At 71.1% G+C, this 18,981-nt stretch carries 17 protein-coding genes; 9 read left to right on the forward strand and 8 right to left on the reverse strand.

Translation table 11 applies throughout. The annotated features are described in order from the left end of the window. The first annotated feature begins 62 nt into the window (after positions 1-62). Positions 63-1,199, forward strand: a complete 1,137-nt coding sequence (locus tag ABEB28_RS26440) for a glutamate--cysteine ligase (RefSeq protein WP_345730912.1) — start codon at positions 63-65, stop codon at positions 1,197-1,199. Then, entirely contained in the window at positions 1,196-2,377 is a 1,182-nt protein-coding gene (locus ABEB28_RS26445) for an amidohydrolase (RefSeq protein ID WP_345730913.1), read from the forward strand. Before ABEB28_RS26440 ends, ABEB28_RS26445 begins: the two co-directional genes overlap by 4 nt. Before the next feature lie 6 nt (positions 2,378-2,383). Here the strand turns inward: ABEB28_RS26445 and ligD are convergent, their stop codons facing one another. After that, positions 2,384-3,844, reverse strand: a complete 1,461-nt coding sequence (gene ligD / locus ABEB28_RS26450; protein ID WP_345730914.1) for a non-homologous end-joining DNA ligase — start codon at positions 3,842-3,844, stop codon at positions 2,384-2,386. A gap of 105 nt (positions 3,845-3,949) precedes the next feature. Here ligD and ABEB28_RS26455 point away from each other — a divergent pair, with 105 nt between their 5' ends. Then, entirely contained in the window at positions 3,950-4,864 is a 915-nt protein-coding gene (locus tag ABEB28_RS26455; protein ID WP_345730915.1) for a bifunctional helix-turn-helix transcriptional regulator/GNAT family N-acetyltransferase, read from the forward strand. Between the two features lie 49 nt (positions 4,865-4,913). On the opposite strand, the gene ABEB28_RS26460 is transcribed toward ABEB28_RS26455, so the two are convergent. After that, a complete protein-coding gene (locus ABEB28_RS26460) occupies positions 4,914-5,366 on the reverse strand; it encodes a gamma-glutamylcyclotransferase family protein (RefSeq protein ID WP_345730916.1) in 453 nt (150 codons plus the stop codon). A 90-nt stretch (positions 5,367-5,456) separates the two neighbouring features. Here ABEB28_RS26460 and ABEB28_RS26465 point away from each other — a divergent pair, with 90 nt between their 5' ends. From ABEB28_RS26465 to ABEB28_RS26480, 4 genes are all read left to right on the forward strand, one after another. Continuing rightward, positions 5,457-6,854, forward strand: coding sequence for an NAD(P)H-quinone dehydrogenase (locus ABEB28_RS26465; protein ID WP_345730917.1), 1,398 nt, complete (start codon positions 5,457-5,459; stop codon positions 6,852-6,854). A 497-nt stretch (positions 6,855-7,351) separates the two neighbouring features. Then, entirely contained in the window at positions 7,352-8,104 is a 753-nt protein-coding gene (locus ABEB28_RS26470) for a 3-hydroxybutyrate dehydrogenase (RefSeq protein ID WP_345730918.1), read from the forward strand. After that, positions 8,101-8,991, forward strand: a complete 891-nt coding sequence (locus tag ABEB28_RS26475) for an alpha/beta hydrolase (protein WP_345730919.1) — start codon at positions 8,101-8,103, stop codon at positions 8,989-8,991. The genes ABEB28_RS26470 and ABEB28_RS26475 overlap by 4 nt, the downstream gene beginning before the upstream one ends. Next, positions 8,991-10,058, forward strand: coding sequence for an alpha/beta hydrolase (locus tag ABEB28_RS26480; protein WP_345730920.1), 1,068 nt, complete (start codon positions 8,991-8,993; stop codon positions 10,056-10,058). The genes ABEB28_RS26475 and ABEB28_RS26480 overlap by 1 nt, the downstream gene beginning before the upstream one ends. A gap of 87 nt (positions 10,059-10,145) precedes the next feature. Here ABEB28_RS26480 and ABEB28_RS26485 read toward each other — a convergent pair whose 3' ends face one another. Both ABEB28_RS26485 and ABEB28_RS26490 read right to left on the reverse strand, forming a co-directional pair. After that, positions 10,146-11,912: an ATP-binding protein gene (locus tag ABEB28_RS26485; RefSeq protein ID WP_345730921.1), complete on the reverse strand. Its 1,767-nt coding sequence runs from the start codon at positions 11,910-11,912 to the stop codon at positions 10,146-10,148. A gap of 215 nt (positions 11,913-12,127) precedes the next feature. Further along, positions 12,128-13,180 carry a phytase gene (locus tag ABEB28_RS26490; RefSeq protein WP_345730922.1) on the reverse strand — a complete coding sequence of 351 codons (1,053 nt, stop codon included), beginning with the start codon at positions 13,178-13,180 and terminating at the stop codon, positions 12,128-12,130. 174 nt (positions 13,181-13,354) lie between these two features. On the opposite strand from ABEB28_RS26490, the gene ABEB28_RS26495 reads away from it, so the two are divergent. Continuing rightward, entirely contained in the window at positions 13,355-14,689 is a 1,335-nt protein-coding gene (locus tag ABEB28_RS26495; RefSeq protein WP_345730923.1) for an MFS transporter, read from the forward strand. On the opposite strand, the gene ABEB28_RS26500 is transcribed toward ABEB28_RS26495, so the two are convergent. Genes ABEB28_RS26500 through ABEB28_RS26515 form a run of 4 tightly spaced genes read right to left on the reverse strand, consistent with a single transcriptional unit; the run spans position 14,664 to position 17,909 of the window. Beyond that, positions 14,664-15,323 carry a Maf family protein gene (locus ABEB28_RS26500; RefSeq protein ID WP_376981863.1) on the reverse strand — a complete coding sequence of 220 codons (660 nt, stop codon included), beginning with the start codon at positions 15,321-15,323 and terminating at the stop codon, positions 14,664-14,666. The two genes, ABEB28_RS26495 and ABEB28_RS26500, sit on opposite strands and share 26 nt — an antisense overlap. Then, positions 15,275-15,991, reverse strand: coding sequence for a GNAT family N-acetyltransferase (locus tag ABEB28_RS26505; protein ID WP_345730925.1), 717 nt, complete (start codon positions 15,989-15,991; stop codon positions 15,275-15,277). The genes ABEB28_RS26500 and ABEB28_RS26505 overlap by 49 nt, the downstream gene beginning before the upstream one ends. After that, a complete protein-coding gene (locus ABEB28_RS26510; RefSeq protein ID WP_345730947.1) occupies positions 15,988-16,236 on the reverse strand; it encodes an acyl-CoA carboxylase subunit epsilon in 249 nt (82 codons plus the stop codon). The genes ABEB28_RS26505 and ABEB28_RS26510 overlap by 4 nt, the downstream gene beginning before the upstream one ends. Positions 16,237-16,292: 56 nt before the next feature. Further along, the gene (locus ABEB28_RS26515; protein ID WP_345730926.1) at positions 16,293-17,909 is read right to left on the reverse strand and encodes an acyl-CoA carboxylase subunit beta; all 1,617 of its coding nucleotides are present in this window, start codon (positions 17,907-17,909) and stop codon (positions 16,293-16,295) included. A gap of 268 nt (positions 17,910-18,177) precedes the next feature. Here ABEB28_RS26515 and ABEB28_RS26520 point away from each other — a divergent pair, with 268 nt between their 5' ends. Continuing rightward, positions 18,178-18,978, forward strand: a complete 801-nt coding sequence (locus ABEB28_RS26520; protein ID WP_345730927.1) for a biotin--[acetyl-CoA-carboxylase] ligase — start codon at positions 18,178-18,180, stop codon at positions 18,976-18,978. Positions 18,979-18,981: the final 3 nt, after the last annotated feature.

Here is an 18,981-nt window from a genome sequence, read left to right on the forward strand (position 1 = left end):
TTACGTACCGGTCATTTGCGTGAACAAGTCACGCTCAGCTCACCGCTGATTACTCTAAATGAATGCGGATCCCGTTCAACCGCTCCGAGGGTGCGAGCCTCGGTATCGAGTGGGAGCTCGAACTCGTCGATCTGGCGAGCGGCGAGCTGACCCCGCTCGCCTCGGAGATCCTCGAACAGATCCGTCCGGCCGGGCAGCCGAGCCATCCGCGGGCCAAGCACGAGCTGTTCGAGAACACGATCGAGGTCATCACCGGCGTCTGCCGCACGGTGGAGGAGGCGATGGAGGACCTGCGTGTCACGGTCGGTGAGGTCTCCGCCGCGGCGGCCGAGCGCGACGCCGGCCTGATCTGCTCCGGGAGCCATCCGTTCAGCGACTGGGCGCTGCAGAAGGTGAGCCCCGATCCGCGCTACGCCCTACTTCTCGACCGAATGCAGCTCCCGGCCAGGCAGCTGCTCACGTTCGGCGTCCACGTGCACGTCGGAGTCCGGGCCGCGGAAAAAGTCATTCCGATCGTCAATGCGTTGACACAGTACGTGCCGCATTTCCTCGCGCTCTCGGCGTCGTCTCCGTTCTGGGCGGGCGCCGATACGGGCCTGGCCAGCGTCCGAACGAAGATTTTCGAGCAGTTGCCGACGGCGGGTCTGCCGCATCAGCTCGCGAACTGGAAGCAGTTCGAGGCGTACATGGATCTGCTGATTCGAACCAAGGCGATCAGTTCGATCCGGGAGGTCTGGTGGGACATCCGCCCGCATCCCGATTTCGGCACCGTCGAGGTGCGAATCTGTGACGGCCTACCGACGTTGGACGAGGTCGGAGCGGTCGGCGCGTTGGCGCAATGCCTGGTCGAGCGGCTCGACCGGGAGTATGACCGGGGATACACTCTTCCGGTGCCGCGCGGCTGGGTCGTTCGAGAGAACAAATGGCGCGCTGCCCGGCACGGTATCGATGCCGAGGTCATTGTTGACGACCGTGGCACGGTAGTTCCGGTAGCGGACGCCATAACTGATCTGGTCGAGGACCTCATGCCGACTGCACGGCGACTCGGTTGCTCTGAGCAACTGTCTGGAATAGAGCGCATTCTTGCCGCGGGCCCGTCCTATGCCCGCCAGCGCGCCGTGGCCGACGCCCACGAGGGTGATCTGCGCGCGGTGGTGCACAGCCTGCTCGCGGAGGCGCGAGACGGCCTACCCCGGTGAACCTGGACGCTTGGGTCGCTGCACACGAAGAGTCGCTCATCCGGTTCCGGCGATACGTGCATGCCCACCCCGATCTCTCGAACACCGAACAACCGACGGCCGCGCTCGTCGCAGAGCGGCTGAGCGACGCCGGTCTGCGCCCGGTGATGCTGCCCAAGGGCAACGGCCTCTCCTGTGACATCGGGTCCGGCGAGCACCTCGTCGCGCTCCGGGCCGACCTGGACGCGCTGCCGCTGCCGGACGTCAAGGACGTGCCGTACCGGTCGACCGTGGACGGGGCGTGCCACGCCTGCGGGCACGACGTGCACACGACGGTCGTGCTCGGGGCCGGGCTCGCGCTGGCGGCTCTCGGGGACGCGCTGCCGGGCCGCGTGCGGCTGCTCTTCCAGCCGGCCGAGGAGGCGTTGCCGTCGGGGTCGCTCGATGTGATCGACGCCGGCCGGCTCGCGGGCGTCGAGGAGATCTTCGCCCTGCACTGCGATCCGCGGACGCTGACCGGCAAGGTCGGGCTGCGGGTGGGGCCGATCACCGCGGCGGCCGACTTCCTGAGGGTGGACCTGTCCGGTCCCGGCGGGCACACGGCACGCCCGCACCTCACCGTCGACCTGGTGAGCGCGCTGGCCCGGGTGGTGACCGACGTGCCGGCGCTGCTGGCCCGCCGGCTCGATGTCCGCTCCGCGCTGTCGCTGGTGTTCGGAGCCGTGCACAGCGGCGTCGCACCGAACGCGATTCCGCAGACCGGGCACGTCAGCGGGTCGGTCCGATGCCTGGACCACGCCGCCTGGGAGCTGGCCCCGAAGCTGATCGAGCAGCTCGTCCACCAGGTCGTCGCTCCGACCGGTGCGGTGGCGAACGTCGAGTACAACCGCGGCATGCCGCCGGTGGTCAACCATGCGCACTCGACCGGTGTGCTGAAGGAAGCGACGATCGCGACGCTGGGCGCCGACGCGATCACCGAAACCCAGCAGAGCATGGGTGGCGAGGACTTCTCCTGGTACTTGGAGCACTGCTGGGGTGCGATGGCGCGGCTCGGCGTCGGACGCCCGGGCGAGGCTCTCGACCTGCACCAGGGTTCGTTCGACGTGGACGAGGCCGCGATCGGTATCGGCGTGAAGCTGCTCACCAACACGGCCCTGATCGCACTTCGCGAACGGGCGGGCGCGCCGGCTCTCGCCTGACCCGGGTCACTCCTCGCGGCGGACGTCGTCCGGCGTCTTGTCGGTGCGCAGGCCGCGCCACGCGGGATGGCGGAGCAGCCCGTCGCCGGTCCACTCGCCGAACGCCACCTCGCCGACCAGGTGCGGCGTCACCCAGCGGGCGTCCTTCGCGTGCGGGCGGGGCAGCGGCGTCGCGAACGGGCTGGTCTTCCGCTCGGTCCGGCGCAGCCGCACGGTGAGGTCGTCGAGCACGGCCTCGGTGAAGCCGGTCCCGACGTGCCCGACGTACTCGAGCCCGTCCGGCCCGGGGATGCCGAGCAGCAGCGAGCCGATCCGCCCCTCGCGGCGTCCGGCGCCCGGACGCCAGCCGCCGACCACCACCTCCTGGGTGCGGACGTTCTTCACCTTCAGCCAGTCCCTGGTCCGTTTGCCGGGCAGGTACTTGGAGGTCAGACGCTTGGCGACGACGCCCTCCAGCCCCTGGGCCCGGCTGGTGGCGACCGCGTCCCGCCCGCCGCCGTCGAAGTGCGGTGGTGTCGACCAGTGCGGCCCGCGCAGGTTCAGCTGGGTGAGCAACCGGCGACGCTCGACGTACGGCTGGTCGAGCAGCGGTACGCCGCCGGCGTGCAGCAGGTCGAACGCCAGGAACGTCACCGGCGAGCCGGCCAGCAGCGACTTGCCGGGCCGTGCGACGTGCATCCGGTTCTGCAGCGCACCGAAGCTGATCCGCCCGGTCGCGTCCACGGCGACGACCTCGCCGTCGATCACCAACTGCTGGGTGCCGACCGACGCGGCGAGCATGCTCAGCTCGGGGTAGTTGCTGGTCACGTCCCGGTTGTTGCGGGTCATCGCGCGGACGCGGCCCCCCGAGATGTACAGCACCAGTCGGACGCCGTCCCACTTCATCTCGTAAGCCCACTCGTCGTCGTCGCTCGGCAGCGTGCCGAGCGTCGCGAGCATCGGGGGCACCAGCTCGGGCAGTGGTTGCCAGCCGGGGTCGGGCGGGTCCATCCGGTGGATCATCCAGTCCCGGCCGCGTTTTCCTCCGCCGTCGCCGGTCTTGAACAGCACAAATCGACCGTGGGATCGAGTTCCGTGGAGGACGACCTTGACCTCGCGGTCGCTCCACTTCTCCAGGTCGTAGGTGCCGTGGTCCCAGATCGAGACGCTGCCGCCGCCGTACTCGCCCGCCGGGATCTCGCCCTCGAACGTCGCGTAGTCCAGTGGGTGGTCCTCGGTGTGCACCGCGAGGTGGTTCTGCTTCGGATCGGGCGGGAGCCCTTTCGGGATCGCCCAGGAGACCAGGACGCCGTCCCGTTCCAGTCGGAAGTCCCAGTGCAGGGCTCGTGCGTGGTGCTCCTGGATCACGAAGCGTGGAGAGTCCCCGGCGGGCACGGGCGCGGGAGCGTCGTCCTCCGGCACTGGTTCGGGCGTGCGGTCGGCGGCGCGCATCGCCCGGTAGCGCGCCAGCCGGTCCTTGTCGGCCACTCTTCCTCTCTACCCCACGCCGGGCCGGGAGTCAGCCGATCGAAATCCTTTGACGCCGTCAAAGAAATCCTTTGACTCCGTCAAAGAATGCGCCAGGATGCCTGTATGGCCATCGCTGAGCACGTCGCCACCGTCCGGCACTTCAACCGGGCCTGGACCGAGGTGACCGCCCTCCTCGACGACAGCTACCTGCAGTCCGGGCTGAGCCTTCCCGAAGCGCGCCTGGTCTACGAGGTCACCCGACGATCCCCGCAGGCGGTGGTGGAGCTGCGTAGTCAGCTCAAGCTCGACCCCGGGTACACCACCCGCCTGCTGGACCGGCTCGCCAAGCGCGGCCTGGTCACCCGAGACGCTGATCCGGACGACCGGCGACGGCAGCTCGTCGCGGTCACCGAAGCCGGCCGGTACGTCGCCAGGCATCTCGCCGTCCGATCCGACGCGCTCGTCGCGGAGCTGCTCGAACCGCTGCCGCCTGCGGACCGCGGCGCGCTGGTGGCGGCGCTCGACACGGTTGCCGACGTGCTCGGTGCGCCGTCCGACGCGCCGGTGCACATCCGACCGGCGCGCACCGGTGAGCTGGGCTGGGTGCTCACCCGGCATGCGCAGATCTACCAGGAGGAGTACGGCTGGCCGGGGTTCGAGGCGGCGGTGGCGCAGATCCTCGCCGAGTTCCTCGGCCGGGCGGACCAGGGCCGCCAGCAATTCTGGGTGGCCGAGCGCAACGGGCGCCTGCTCGGCTGCGTCGGCTGCGCCGCCGAGGACGAGGAGACCGCCCGGCTGCGGCTACTGCTGGTGGAGCCGTCCGCGCGCGGACACCGGCTCGGCGTCCGGCTGGTCGACGAGTGCCTCGCGTTCGCGCGCGCCGCGGGGTACCGACGCATCGTGCTGCACACCCAGGACGCGCTCACCGCCGCCAGGGCGATCTACGCGAAGGCGGGCTTCACCGTCGACCACACCAGCGCGGAAGATTCGCTCGACCCCAACGGCCTCGCCGAGCACTGGTCGCTGGACTTGGCGTGACATCTCAGCGTGGTGTGGGCGGCCGCCCACACCACACTTCGGTGCGACGTCAGAGCTCCGTCGACGTGCAGGGGCGCTGACGGAGGGCCGAGACGTAGTCGTCGGGGGCTCCGGCGGCCTCGGCGGCGTCGGCGATCAGACCGAGGTAGCGCGCCGACGGCAGCCCGCCCTCGAACGAGTCGAGCACGTGCAGCCAGGCCAGCACCTCACCCTCGAGCGTGTGCACCCGGACCTTGATCTTCCGGTACAGGCCCTGGTCGGCGCCTTCCCAGGCGTCCAGGGTCGGCTCGTCGAACTCGCTGACGTCGTACAGCGCGACGAACACCCGCTCGTCGGGGTCTTCCACGATCGTGGCGAGCGCCCCGTCCCAGCCGAGATCCTCGCCACCGAACGTCAATCGCCACCCCTCGAGCCAGCCGATTCCGGCGCTCGGGGAGCGCGGGCACCGGTCCTGCATCTGACTCGGGTGCATGTTCGTCCCGTAGGCGGCATAGAGGCCCATGGACCCGCACTCTAACCCGGACGGTAGTGAGCTCGACGCCCGCCCGCCGGGCCTCCCCGAACCAATTCAGCGGTCGGCTACTGTCGGGACGTGTCGCGCATCGTGATAATTGGTGGCGGTCCCGCTGGTTACGAGGCCGCGCTCGTCGCGGCCCGCCTGGGTGCCGAGGTGACGCTCGTCGAGCGGGACGGGCTCGGCGGAGCGTGCGTCCTCTACGACTGCGTTCCGAGCAAGACGTTCATCGCCTCGTCCGACGCCGCGACCGTGTTCCGGAACGGCGACTCGCTCGGCGTGATGGCCTGCGAGCCCGAAGACGTCAAGGTCAACGCCGCGGCGGTGCACGGCCGGGTGAAGGGGCTCGCGCTGGCGCAGTCGGCCGACATCCGGGGCACGGTGGCCGCGACCGGCGTCGAGGTGATCCGCGGATTCGCCCGGTTGAACGGCCGTGACGGGCTGCGGCACATCGTCACGATCGAGCCGACCGGCAGCGAGCCGTACGAGGTGGAGGCCGACACCGTCCTGCTCGCCACCGGCGCCACGCCCCGCATCATCCCCGGCGCCGAGCCGGACGGTGAGCGCATCCTGACCTGGCGGGACGTCTACGACCTCCCGGAGCTGCCGACGCACCTGGTGGTGGTCGGCTCCGGTGTCACCGGCGCGGAGTTCGCCAGCGCGTACCTGGCGATGGGGGTCCAGGTGACGCTGGTCTCCAGCCGGGACCGCGTGATGCCGCACGAGGACTCGGACGCCGCGACCCTGATCGAGCAGGTGTTCGCCCGTCGAGGAATGACGATCCTCTACAACGCCCGCGCCGAAGGGGTGGAGCGCACCGCCGACGGCGTCGTGGTCCGGCTGACCGACGGCCGTACGGTCGAGGGCAGCCACGCGCTGATGACGATCGGCTCCGTGCCGAACACCACCGACTTGGGGCTGAAGGAAGTTGGCGTCGAGGTCGGCGGTGGCGGGTTCATCACCGTCGACCGGGTGTCGCGGACGAACGTCCCGGGCATCTACGCGGCCGGCGACGTCACCGGCGTACTGATGCTCGCGTCGGTCGCGGCGATGCAGGGCCGGATCGCGATGTGGCACGCGCTGGGCGAGGCCGTGCAGCCGCTGCGACTGCGCACGGTCGCCGCGAACGTGTTCACCGACCCGGAGATCGCCACGGTCGGGTTCGGGCAGACCACTATGGAGGCGGGCGAGGTGCCGGCCCGCACGATCACGCTGCCGCTGGCGACGAACCCGCGGGCGAAGATGCAGGGGTTGTCGGACGGCTTCGTGAAGCTGTTCTGCCGCCCGGCGTCCGGCCTGGTGATCGGTGGGGTGGTCGTCGCGTCGCGGGCGAGCGAGCTGATCCTGCCGATCGCGATGGCGGTGCAGAACCATCTCACGGTCGAGCAGATCGCCCAGACGATCTCGATCTACCCGTCGCTGTCCGGTTCGCTGACAGAAGCAGCCCGCCAACTAGTGCAACACGAGTTCGAGTAGTGGGCGGCCCGCCCAGGACGACGCTGACAGGCGAGCGGGCCTCCTTATGACGGGTCCCCTAATGTCACGGCGTCGGCCCGCTCGACTGCCAGCGCCGCCCTGGACGGGCTCCGCGTTATAACAACGGCACTCGCGCCTGGCGGCGCTCGACAAGCGACTGCCTCGCGCGCTGGACGCTGCGCCGGGGCGGATTTCCCGAAAGGACACCTCTACCGGCGCNATAACAACGGCACTCGCGCCTGGCGGCGCTCGACAAGCGACTGCCTCGCGCGCTGGACGCTGCGCCGGGGCGGATTTCCCGAAAGGACACCTCTACCGGCGCCGTGAGGGGTGGCCTTCCCGAAAACCAGCCGCACTGGGCGGCTTGAGGGGTGGCCTCCCCGCAAATCTGTGGGCGCCTGGGACCCGTTGACGGGTGGGGCTCGGGGTGTGAGGGTGAAATCCGACTTGCTGTCTGGTTCGGTCGGCGGCCCGAAATCGCCGGGAGAGGTGCGCCCATGAGCCTGGCCCCGGAACTCGCCGGACGGACCGCGATCGTCACCGGCGCCGCCAGCGGCATCGGGCTGGCCTGCGCGGAGGCCCTGCGCGGCGCCGGCGCCCGGTTGGTTCTCCTCGATCGGGCCGCCGAGGTCACGGACGTCGCCCGCAAGTTGGACGGCACCGGACACGTCGTCGACCTCTCCGACCGGGACGCGATCCTGGGCCTGGACCTCGACGCCGACATCCTGGTCAACGTCGCGGGCGTCCAGCACGTCTCTCCGGTCGAGGACTTCCCGCCGGAGAAGTTCGCGCTCGTGCTCGCGCTGATGCTGGAAGCGCCGTTCCTGCTCAGCCGGGCCGTGCTCCCCGGCATGTACGAGCGCGGTTGGGGCCGCCTGATCCACCTCTCCTCGATCCACGGATTGCGCGCGTCGGCGTACAAGTCGGCGTACGTCTCGGCCAAGCACGGCTTGGAGGGCCTGTCCAAGGTCCTCGCTCTGGAAGCGGGCCCGAAAGGCGTGACGTCGAACACGATCTGCCCGGGCTACGTCCGGACGCCGCTGGTGGAGAAGCAGATCGCCGACCAGGCCCGGAGCCACGGCGTCCCGGAAGACCAGGTGGTCGAGCAGATCATGCTGACCCAACCGGCGATCAAGCGGCTGCTGGAACCGTCCGAGGTGGCCGCTGCCGCGCTGTGGCTCTGCTCGGACGCCGCGAGCTTCCAGAACGGCACGGCGCTCGTCCTCGACGGTGGCTGGAGCGCCCGATGACCCAGGCCTACCGGCGGGTCCAGATCGCGGTGGACGGCGGAGAACTCACGGTCGGTGTGTGGGGCGAACTCTCGCCGGAGCGGCCGCCCGTGCTCGCGATCCACGGCATCACCGCGAACCACGTGAGCTGGACGGAGGTCGCGCGCCACCACGACGGCGCGATCCTCGCCCCCGATCTGCGCGGACGGGGCGGCAGCCGGCACCTCCCCGGCCCGACCGGGATGGCCGTGCACGCTGCGGACGCCCTCGCGGTGCTGGACGTGTTCGGCGTCGACCAGGCGATCGTGGTCGGCCACTCGATGGGCGCGTTCGTCGCCTCGGTGTTCGCCCACCGCTTCCCGGAGCGTGTCCGGCGGCTCGTGCTGGTGGACGGTGGTGTGCCGTTCCCGCCGATCACCGGCGACGTCGACGAGGCGATGGACACGATCCTGGGCCCGGCGCTCGCCCGGCTGAAGCTGACCTGGCCGGACCGCACGGCCGTGCACGACTTCTGGCGCGCGCACCCGGCCCTCGCCGACTGGAACGACGTCATCGAGGCCTACGTGGACTACGACGTCGGCGAGGACGGCACCGGCCTGCGGAGCCGCATCGCGGAGCCGATCATCCGGGAGGACGGACGCGACCTGCACCTCGGGGCGGCCGCAAAGGACGCCTACGCGAGCCTCCCGGGCGCGAAGTTCCCCGAGGGCGCGGTCTTCCTGCACGCCGAGCGTGGCCTGCTCGACGAGCCGACGCCGCTCTACCCGGACCCGGAGCAGCTCGAGGACCACATCGCTGTCCAGCGGCTGCCCGGCAGTAACCACTACACGATCCTGTTCGCGCCGCGGTTCGCCGCCGCGGTCGCGCGCGCCGTCGAGAACCCCATCTCCGAGAGCGAGGCCTCGTGATGAGCCTGCTGCTGCCTGGCGTCACCACCCGCAGAGTCCCGACCGAGCGGTTGACGGTCAACGTCCTCGAGGTCGAGCACCGCACGGTCGGAGAGCCGGTTCTCTTCGTCCATGGCAACGTCTCGTCGTCGCTGTTCTGGCAGTACGCGATGCGCGACCTGCCGGTGACGTTCCGCCCGATCGCCGTGGACCTGCGCGGCTTCGGCGACACCGACCCGGCGCCGGTGGACGCCACCCGCGGCCTCCGCGACTTCAGCGACGACGTGCTGGGCCTGCTCGACGTGCTCGAACTCGACCGGGTGCACCTGGTGGGCTGGAGCATGGGCGGCGGGGTGGTGTTGCAGATCCTCCGCGACCGCCCGGAGCTGGTGCGGACGGCCACGCTGGTCAACCCGGTGTCGCCGTACGGGTTCGGTGGCACGAAGGGCGTCGACGGTCAGCACCTGGATCCGCCCGGCCTCGGCTCCGGCGCGGGCAGCGCGAATGCCGAGTTCGTGCAGCGGCTCGCGTCCGGCGATCGCACCGCCGACGCACCGGTCTCGCCGCGGAACGTCCTGCTCAGCAGCTACGTCAAGCCGCCCTTCACGCCCGAGCCCGCGGACGCCGACCGCTGGGTGAGCTCGATGCTCAGCACGCGCACCGGTGACGACAACTACCCGGGCACATCGGACGTCACCGCGGAGTGGCCGGGGGCGGTGCCCGGCACCCGCGGCGTGCTGAACACAATGGCGCCGACGTTCTTCCGGGTCGACGACCTGGACACGATCGAGCCGAAGCCGCCGATCTACTGGATCCGCGGGGATTCGGACGTCATCGTCTCCGACACCTCGCTGTTCGACCTGGCGTACCTGGGCAAGATCGGCGCCGTACCCGGCTGGCCCGGTGACGAGCTGGCGCCGCCGCAGCCGATGGTCGCGCAGACCCGGCACGTCCTCGACCGGTACGTGCTCGCCGGTGGCCGGTACGAGGAGGTCGTGATCGCCGACACCGGGCACAGCCCGCACATCGAGAAGCCCAAGGAGTTCCTCGCGACCCTCGTCGAGTCGATCACCGAGTACACGGACTGACGACGCGCTGGGCGCGTCGGCAATCCGTGTACGTACACGACTCTGTGACTAAAGCCTGCGAGGGCCCACGAAGTGGGCCCCGCTAGCTCACTTGATCTCGCAGACCGCCGCGCCGGACGCGATGACGTCGCCGACGGACGCGCTCAGCCCGCTGACCGTGCCGGCCTTGTGCGCGGTGAGCGGCTGCTCCATCTTCATCGCCTCCAGGACGACGACCAGGTCGCCCTCCGCGACCGTGTCACCGTCGGCGACCGCGATCTTGACGATCGTGCCCTGCATCGGCGACACCACCGCGTCACCGCTCGCGGCGGCACCGGCCTTGGCCCCACCCGCACGCTTCTTGGGCTTCTTGGCGCCCCCGGCGACCGGCGCCGAAGAAGACACCCCGAGCCCCGCGGGCAGTGACACCTCGAGCCGCTTTCCGCCGACCTCGACGACGACGGTCTCGCGCTCCGAGGTCTCGGAGACATCCGGTGCGGACCCCGAGTACGGCGCGATCTGGTTGTCGAAGTCGGTCTCGATCCACCGCGTGTGGACGCTGAACGCCTCGTTCGGGTCGGCCGGCGCGAACGCCGGGTCCCGCACGACGACGCGGTGGAACGGCAGCACTGTTGCGATGCCGTCGACCACCATCTCGTCCAGCGCACGCCGCGAGCGCTCCAGCGCCTCCTGCCGGGTGGCGCCGGTGACGATCAGCTTGGCGAGGAGCGAGTCGAAGTTGCCGCCGATCACCGAGCCGGGCTCGACGCCGGTGTCGACGCGGATGCCGGGCCCGGTCGGCAGCACGAACGCGTTCACCGCGCCGGGAGCCGGGAGGAAGTTGCGGCCGGGGTCCTCGCCGTTGATCCGGAACTCGAACGAGTGGCCGCGCGGCGCCGGGTCCTCGGTGAACCGCAGCGGCTCTCCGTCGGCGATCCGGAACTGCTCGCGCACCAGGTCGACGCCTGCGGTCTCCTCGCTGACCGGGTGCTCCACCTGCAGTCGCGTGTTGACCTCGAGGAAGCTGATCGTGCCGTCCTTGCCGACCAGGAACTCGACCGTGCCGGCGCCGTGGTACCCGGCGGCCTTGCAGATCGCCTTGGCGGCGTCGTGGATCGAGGCCCGCTGCGAATCCGAGAGGAACGGCGCCGGGGCCTCTTCGACCAGCTTCTGGTGACGCCGCTGCAGCGAGCAGTCGCGGGTGCCGACGACCACCACGTTGCCGTGCTGGTCGGCCAGGACCTGGGCCTCGACGTGCCGCGGCTGGTCGAGGTACCGCTCGACGAAGCACTCGCCGCGGCCGAACGCCGACTCGGCCTCGCGGACCGCGGACGCGAACAGTTCGGGGATCTCCTCCAGCGTGCGGGCCACCTTCAGGCCGCGACCGCCACCGCCGAACGCGGCCTTGATCGCGACCGGGAGCCCGTGCTCCTTCGCGAACTCGACGACCTCGTCGGCGCCGGCGACCGGGTCCTTGGTGCCGGGCACCAGCGGCGCACCGGCCGCGGTGGCGATGTGGCGGGCCTCGACCTTGTCGCCGAGCGCCGTGATCGCGTCCGGCGTCGGCCCGATCCAGGTGAGACCGGCATCGATCACGGCCTGCGCGAACGAAGCGTTCTCCGAGAGGAATCCGTAGCCCGGGTGGACGGCGTCCGCCCCGGACTGCTTCGCGACGTCGATCAGCTTGTCGATGCGCAGGTAGGAGTCGCCGGGGGTGTCACCGCCCAGCGCGTACGCCTCGTCGGCCAGGCGCGCGTGCAGCGCGTCCCGGTCGGAGTCGGCGTAGACGGCGACGCTGGCCAGCCCAGCGTCGCGGCAAGCGCGAACCACGCGGACCGCGATCTCACCACGGTTGGCGATGAGGACCTTCTGCACGCTCGTCTCCCTCGTCGTCGCCCACGATGGCGGCTGGTGGTAGCCGGGTGTTGGGCAGTTTAGGGCTCTCCGGGCGGGTTCGGGCCGAGCGTGTGGAGGATCACCGAGCCACGTCCCGACTTGTCACGCCGGTTCCTACCCGCTGGTAATCATTGCGCACGACCGCGCAGGAAAGAGCGTGACGTTCGTCGCGTTTGTCTGACTCGGTTCAGAGGTCAGGGGTACGGCACCGGCTGGGTGCCGATCGGCAGCACCACCCGGTCGAGCGGGACGAACTTGAAGTTCTGCCGCGCAACGGTGCTGCCCTGGACGTTGTACCCGTCCTGGCAGATGAACAGGCCGGTCGGGAACGCCGTCCCCAGCGGGCGGCTGGTGGCCTCGATGCCGTCGGTGTCCTGGCAGCCATCGACCCCGCCGCTGTTCGCCACCCGGAACCGGCCCAGGTACTTGTTGTCCATCCGGCCGTAGACCGTGTAGTCGCTGCTGCCCTGCGAGGAGGCGTAGAGCCGGTCGCCGGCGATCGCCAGCCCTTCGACGTCGGCCTGGATGTGGCCCTCGCGCTCGGGCTTCGCGCCGTCGACGAGCGTCCGGGTGCGCCCGGCGTCCGGCTCGGCACCGTACCGCCAGAGGCCGACCTTCTCCTCACCGATGTAGAGCGCGCCGGACGCATCGTCCGCAACGCAGCCCTCCACCGCCCGGCCGAGGTTGAACAGCCGGACCGACTTCGCGGTGACCCTGGAGCCCCGCACGGTGAGCTCCCACTGCTCGACCCGGCCGGAGACCGCGTTCGGGAACGCGTAGAGCTTGTCGGTCTTCGGGGACCGGTACATGCACAGGCCGTGCGCGGTCACGGTGGTGGGCACGGTGGCGGCCGACCTCAGCCGACGCGTCTTCGGGTCGACGAGGTAGATCCGCAGGACGCCCTCGTCGGTGTCGTCGTCGGCCGCGACCACGACGTTGTCCCGCACGTCGACGTTGTTCGGGTAGACGTCCGGAATGCGCTGGAGCCGCTTGCCGGTGAGGTCGTAGGTCTCCAGCGCGCCCTTCTTGTCGGCGCCGATGACCATCGAGCGGGCGGCGTCGGCGGGGTCGAACCAGATCGCCGGGTCGTCGGCGGCGTCGCCGGAGTGGGCCACCGGCTCGGTCTCCACCGTCGCGCCCGCCGTGGCGACGGTGTTCTGGGCGGCCGCGCCCCGCGGCTCCGCCGGGACGCTGCTCGACACCACCGCTACGGCGACCACCGTCATCAACCCCGCCGCGATACGCATGCAGTAACGGTAACGAGACTCCCCGTGCGCGCCGCGAGTCCTCGCCGCCGCGTGTCGCGCCGATTTGCGGGAAACCGACCCCCGGCGCGCGACCGATAGCGATTTCCCACCGATCGGCACTCGTCGGCGATTGCTCCCGAAGCCCGGCGCTCACCCGGCCTTAGGCTGGGTCCAGTGACGCGTCTCGTCCGTACCCGGGCCACCTACCTCGTCTACGCGAGCCTCGGCTTCTACGGCTGGTACATCTACGGCTTCGGGCCAGTGGTCCCACTCCTCCGGGACGAGCAGGACACCAGCCGTGCGGTGGCGAGCGTGCACGGCACCGCGCTCGCGGTCGGCGCGCTCGCAGCCGGTGTCCTCTATCCGCTGCTGGCCCGCCGGATCGGCCGGATGCGGACGCTCTGGAGCTCGCTGGTCACCCTGGCGCTCGGGATCGTGGTGCTGGTCGCGGTCCCGTCGGCGCCGCCCGCCACGATCGCCGCCACGCTGTTCTGCGGGATTGCCGGATCCGTGCTGGTGAACGTCGCCGCTCCGGCGCTGCTCGACGTGCATGGCCCGGAGCTTTCAGGGGCCGCCCTCGCGGAGGGCAACGCGATCGCGACCGGTACCGGTCTGGTCGCTCCGCTGGCGGTCGGGCTCTCCATCGACCTGGGTTACGGCTGGCGGCCCGCGCTCGTCGTGGCGAGCGTCCTCGCGGGGGCGATCGTGGTCGTCGCCAGGCTCACCCGTGCGCGTCCGCGTCCGGTTCCCGTTGGCCATCCGGACGCCCGGCAGCAGCCGAATCCCGGGCAGCCGGCCGCTCCGGAGCTAGCCGCGACGGGGCGGACCGAGACGTGGCGGACCGAGACGGGGCGGACCGAGATGGGGCCGACCGAGACCGGGCCGACCGAAACCGGGCCGGCGGCCGTGCCGGGGCCGGCGCGGCGGGCGATGCCGCGGCGGTACTGGATCGCGTGGGGCGTCACGCTCTGCTGCATCGCGGCCGAGTTCGCGACCACGCTGTGGGCGTCCGACGTGGTGCGGAGCCGCACCGGAGCGAGCGCGGCGCTGGCCACCGCCGCCGTCACGGCGGTGGTCGGCGGGATGTGCGCGGGCCGGATCGTCGGTGCCGCGCTCGCCGCCCGTTACCCGGGATCGGTGCTGCTCTTGCCGGCGCTGGCGGTCGCGCTGGCCGGCACCGGCGTGTTCTGGCTGGCGACGGGGCCGGTCCTAGCGGTGATCGGCCTCGCGTTCTGCGGGCTGGGCCTGGGGCCGCTGTTCCCGCTCGCGCTGGACCTGGCGCTGCAGGCCTCGGAGGGGCAGTCCGACCGGGCGGCCGGCTACTCGTCGTACGCGGCCGGCCTGGCGATCGGCGGCGGGCCGTTCGTCCTCGGTGCGGTCGCCGACCACGTCGGCCCGCACGGCGCCTTCCTCGTGGTGCCCGCGCTGTTCTTGGTGGCCGTGGTCGGCGTCCTCGCGGTGCGCCGGACCGCCGCCCCGGTGCTCAGTCCCACAGCTCCACGGCGCTGACGTCGAGCCGGGCCAGCAAGCGGCGGAACAGCGGCAGCGACAGCCCGATCACGTTGCTGTGGTCGCCGTCGATGCCGTCGATGAACAGCGAGCCGCGTCCGTCGATCGTGAACGCCCCCGCCACCACCAGCGGCTCGCCGGTCGCCACGTACGCGGCGACCTCCTCCTCGCTGGGCGTGCCGAACCGGACCGCGGTGGCCGCCACCGCCGAGCTCTCCCGGCCGGTGGCCAGGTCGATGACGCAGTGGCCGGTCTGCAGGATTCCGGTGCGGCCCGCCATCAGCTGCCAGCGCGTCACCGCGTCGGCGGCGTCCTTCGGTTTGCCGTAGGCCACGCCGTCCAGCTCCAGCACGGAATCGCAGCCGACGACGACCGGCGGATCGTCGTCCGCCGTGCCGTTGCTGGAGAGAGAAGACACGACGGCGCGGCACTTGCGGCGCGCGAGCTCCAGGCAGATCTCGGCCGGTGTGCCGGTCATGCCGGACTCGTCGACGCCGGACACGATGACGTCCGGCGAGAAGCCGGCCGCGCGCAGCAGCGCGAGCCGAGCCGGCGACTGGGACGCCAGGACCAGGCGGCGCTTGCTCACGGCGCCAGCGTTTTCGTCAGTACCAGGGCCACGTCGGTCTCCCATAAGTCCTCCAGCTCCAGCACGGGCGCGTAGCCGCGGCCACGCCAGAACTGTCGGGTGGGCTCGTACGTGTGGGAGAACGCCGACGTGATCGCCGAGATGTTCTGGAAGCCCTGGGTGGCGAGCAGCCGCTCCAGCCTGGTCAGCAGCGTGGTGCCCACGCCCCGGTGGCGCAGCGCGGAGTGCACGGCCATCCAGGTGATCTCCGCGGCCTTGTCGCCGTGGCGCTTCCAGGTGAGGAACGCCAGGACGTCGCCGCCGGGTCCGATCGCGACCAAACCGCCCTGGGTGCCGAGGTCGCGGGCGGCCTGGGCGATGCTGCGGCCACCCGGCGCCGGCTCGTCCTCGTCGTCGGGCATTCCGTGCCGACCGCGGCGCGGACGCACGGGGTGCACCCCGGCGGACGGGTGCGGGGTCCGCGTGCCCCGGGACGCCGCCGACGCGGACACGTACGACTTCGGCCGGTGGGCGCCCACCTTCTCCGGCTCCGCGTTGGCCGGGCGGGCGCCGAGCGGATCGTCGGCGCCGTTGCCTGCGGCCGCGGTCTCGCCGTCTTCGGTGTTCTCGTTGGCCGGGCTGTCGCTGACCGCGAAGAAGCGCGGCAACGACGCGATGACGCGGAGGCAGCCCTCGACGTCGTCGCGTCGCAGTGGTCGGATCGTCAGGCTCATCGCGGGAGCCCGGAGGCACGCCATGCCCCCGGGCCCGCGCTCAGCGGGGCACCGATCCGTGCTTCCTGTCTGTTCCACAGATCACGCGGCCGCGGCGGCGCGGGAGCGACCGCCGCCGACCGCGCCGCGAGCACACCGACCAACGCGGCGAGCTCTTCGGCAGTGGGTGTGCCCCGAAGGACCCGGAGTACGGGCTCGCTGCCGGCCCCGGAGTCCGGGCTCGGCGCGGCGTCCTTGGTGGTCATCACGTCCCCATCGTCCGTTGCGGAGCTACCGCGCGGCAAGTTCTGAGCGCACGGCGTTACAGCGGGATGTTTCCGTGCTTCTTGGGGGGCAGCGTGTCCCGCTTCCCGCGCAGCATACGCAGTGCCCTGGCGATCTGGACGCGGGTCTGGGACGGCCGGATGATCTGGTCGACGTAACCGCGTTCCGCTGCGATGTAGGGGTTGAGGAGCGTGTCCTCGTACTCCGCGATCAGCTCCTGGCGGCGGGTCGCCTGCGCCTCCGGGTCGGTGATCCCGGACAGCTCCCGGCGGTAGACGATGTTCGCCGCGCCCTGGGCGCCCATGACCGCGATCTGCGCCGTTGGCCAGGCGAGGTTGAGGTCGGCGCGCAGGTGCTTGGAGCCCATCACGTCGTAAGCGCCGCCGAAGGCCTTACGGGTGATCAGCGTGACCTTCGGCACGGTGGCCTCGGTGTAGGCGTAGATCAACTTGGCGCCGCGGCGGATGATGCCGTCCCACTCCTGGCCGGTGCCGGGCAGGAAGCCGGGGACGTCGACGAGCGTGATGACCGGGATGTTGAACGCGTCGCAGAAGCGCACGAACCGCGCGGCCTTCTCCGAGGCGTCGATGTCGAGCGTGCCGGCGAACTGCATCGGCTGGTTCGCGACGATGCCGACCGGACGCCCCTCGACCCGGCCGAAGCCGACCAGGAGGTTCGGCGCGAACAGGGCCTGCACCTCGAGGAACTCGGCGTCGTCGACGATCGCCTCGATCACCCGGTGCATGTCGTACGGCTGGTTCGCCGAGTCCGGGATGAACGTGTCGAGCGCGAGGTCGGAGTCGGTGAGCTCCTCGGTCGTGTCGCTCTCGTAGATCGCCGGCTCGTCGAGGTTGTTGCTCGGCAGGTACGAGAGCAGCGCCTTGACGTACTCCAGGGCGTCGTCCTCGTCGGCGGCCATGTGGTGCGCGTTGCCGGACTTGGTGTTGTGTGTCCGGGCGCCACCGAGGTCCTCGAACGAAACCTCTTCACCGGTGACGGTCTTGATCACGTCCGGGCCGGTGATGAACATGTGCGAGGTCTGGTCGACCATGATGACGAAGTCGGTCAGCGCGGGCCCGTAGACGTGGCCGCCGGCGGCCGACCCCATGATCAGCGAGATCTGCGGAATGACGCCGGACGCCAGCACGTGTCGCTGGAAGATCTCGCCGTAGAGGCCGAGCGAGACGACACCCTCCTGGATGCGCGCCCCGCCGCCCTCGTTGATGCCGATGATCGGGCAGCCGGTCTTCATCGCGAGGTCCTGGACCTTGACGATCTTCTCGCCGTAGACCTCACCGAGGCTGCCGCCGAACACCGTGGCGTCCTGGCTGAACACGCAGACCTGGCGGCCGTCGATCGTGCCGTAGCCGGTGATCACCCCGTCGCCGTAGGGACGGTTCTTCTCCAGCCCGAAGTTCGTGGAGCGGTGCCGGGCGAACTCGTCCAGTTCGACGAACGAGCCCTCGTCGAGAAGCGCCTCGATCCGCTCGCGGGCGGTCTTCTTGCCCTTGGCGTGCTGCTTCTCGACCGCGCGAGCCGACCCCGCATGGACCGCCTCGTCCACCCGTCGTTCCAGGTCGGCGAGCTTGCCGGCCGTGGTGTGGATGTCCGGACCATCGATCGGGTCGGACGACTGGGTGGCTTCGAGAGTCATCGTTGATTGCCCTCCTCCGCAGCGGCGCGACCGCAGCCTAAGGCAGTTTCCTGGGTCCTTGGACGAACTGGGTCGCGTCTCACACGCCTCGCTGTCGCGAGGCCCCACGCAGACGTCGTCCGGCGTCGGCGGAGATCGGCCCGCATACGTGCACTTTGTATTTTGGCCGATCTCCGCTGCCGTCGGACGACGTCTGGGCGGGTCCGCAGCAGAGCAGGGGCGTGTGAGGCGTGGCCCTGGGCGTGGATCACTCTTTACGGTGCCTCGTGTGGAGCTGAGACGACAGGCACTGAATCGGAACAGCGTGTGGGAACGGATCCGGGATCCGTTCTGGGTGGACCTGGAGGTCCGGGAGCGGACCGGGTCGACGAACGTCGACCTGGCCGCCGCCGCGGTCGCCGGGGCGCCGGAGGGAACCGTGCTCGTTGCCGAGGCGCAGGACGCCGGGCGCGGACGGATCGGGCGGAGCTGGGTCTCTCCGCCCGGCGCCGGGCTGACGTTCTCCGTGCTGCTGCGCCCGACGGCGGTGCCGCGGGAGCGATGGGGCTGGCTGCCGCTGCTGGCCGGGGTGGCGCTGGCCTCGGTGCTCGGCGACGTCGACGCGCGGGTGAAGTGGCCGAACGACCTGCTGGTGGGTGCGCGTCGGCAGAAGGCGGCCGGCATCCTCGCCGAGGTGGCCGGTGACGCGGTGGTGCTGGGGATCGGGCTGAACGTGACGCTCACCGCCGACGAGTTGCCACCCGACCGGCCGGACACGACGTCGCTGGCGCTGGCCGGTGCGCGCGTCACCGACCGGGGCGAGTTGCTGGCCCAGGTGCTCGATGCGCTGGCCGGCGAGTACGCGTCCTGGTGTGCGGCCGGCGGTGACGCGGCGGCGTCGGGGTTGCAGGACGCCTACCGGCAGCGCTGCGACACGCTCGGCCGCGACGTGCGGGTGGACGTCCCGGGCGGTGCCCCGCTGCACGGCCGGGCGGTGGAGGTCGACGCGGAGGGGCGCCTGGTCGTGGAGACGGCGAACGGCGTGCACTCCGTGGCCGCCGGCGACGTGGTGCACGTTCGCCCGTCCTGACGC

The organism is Cryptosporangium minutisporangium (assembly GCF_039536245.1).
In the GTDB taxonomy this organism is placed as follows: Bacteria; Actinomycetota; Actinomycetes; order Mycobacteriales; family Cryptosporangiaceae; genus Cryptosporangium; species Cryptosporangium minutisporangium.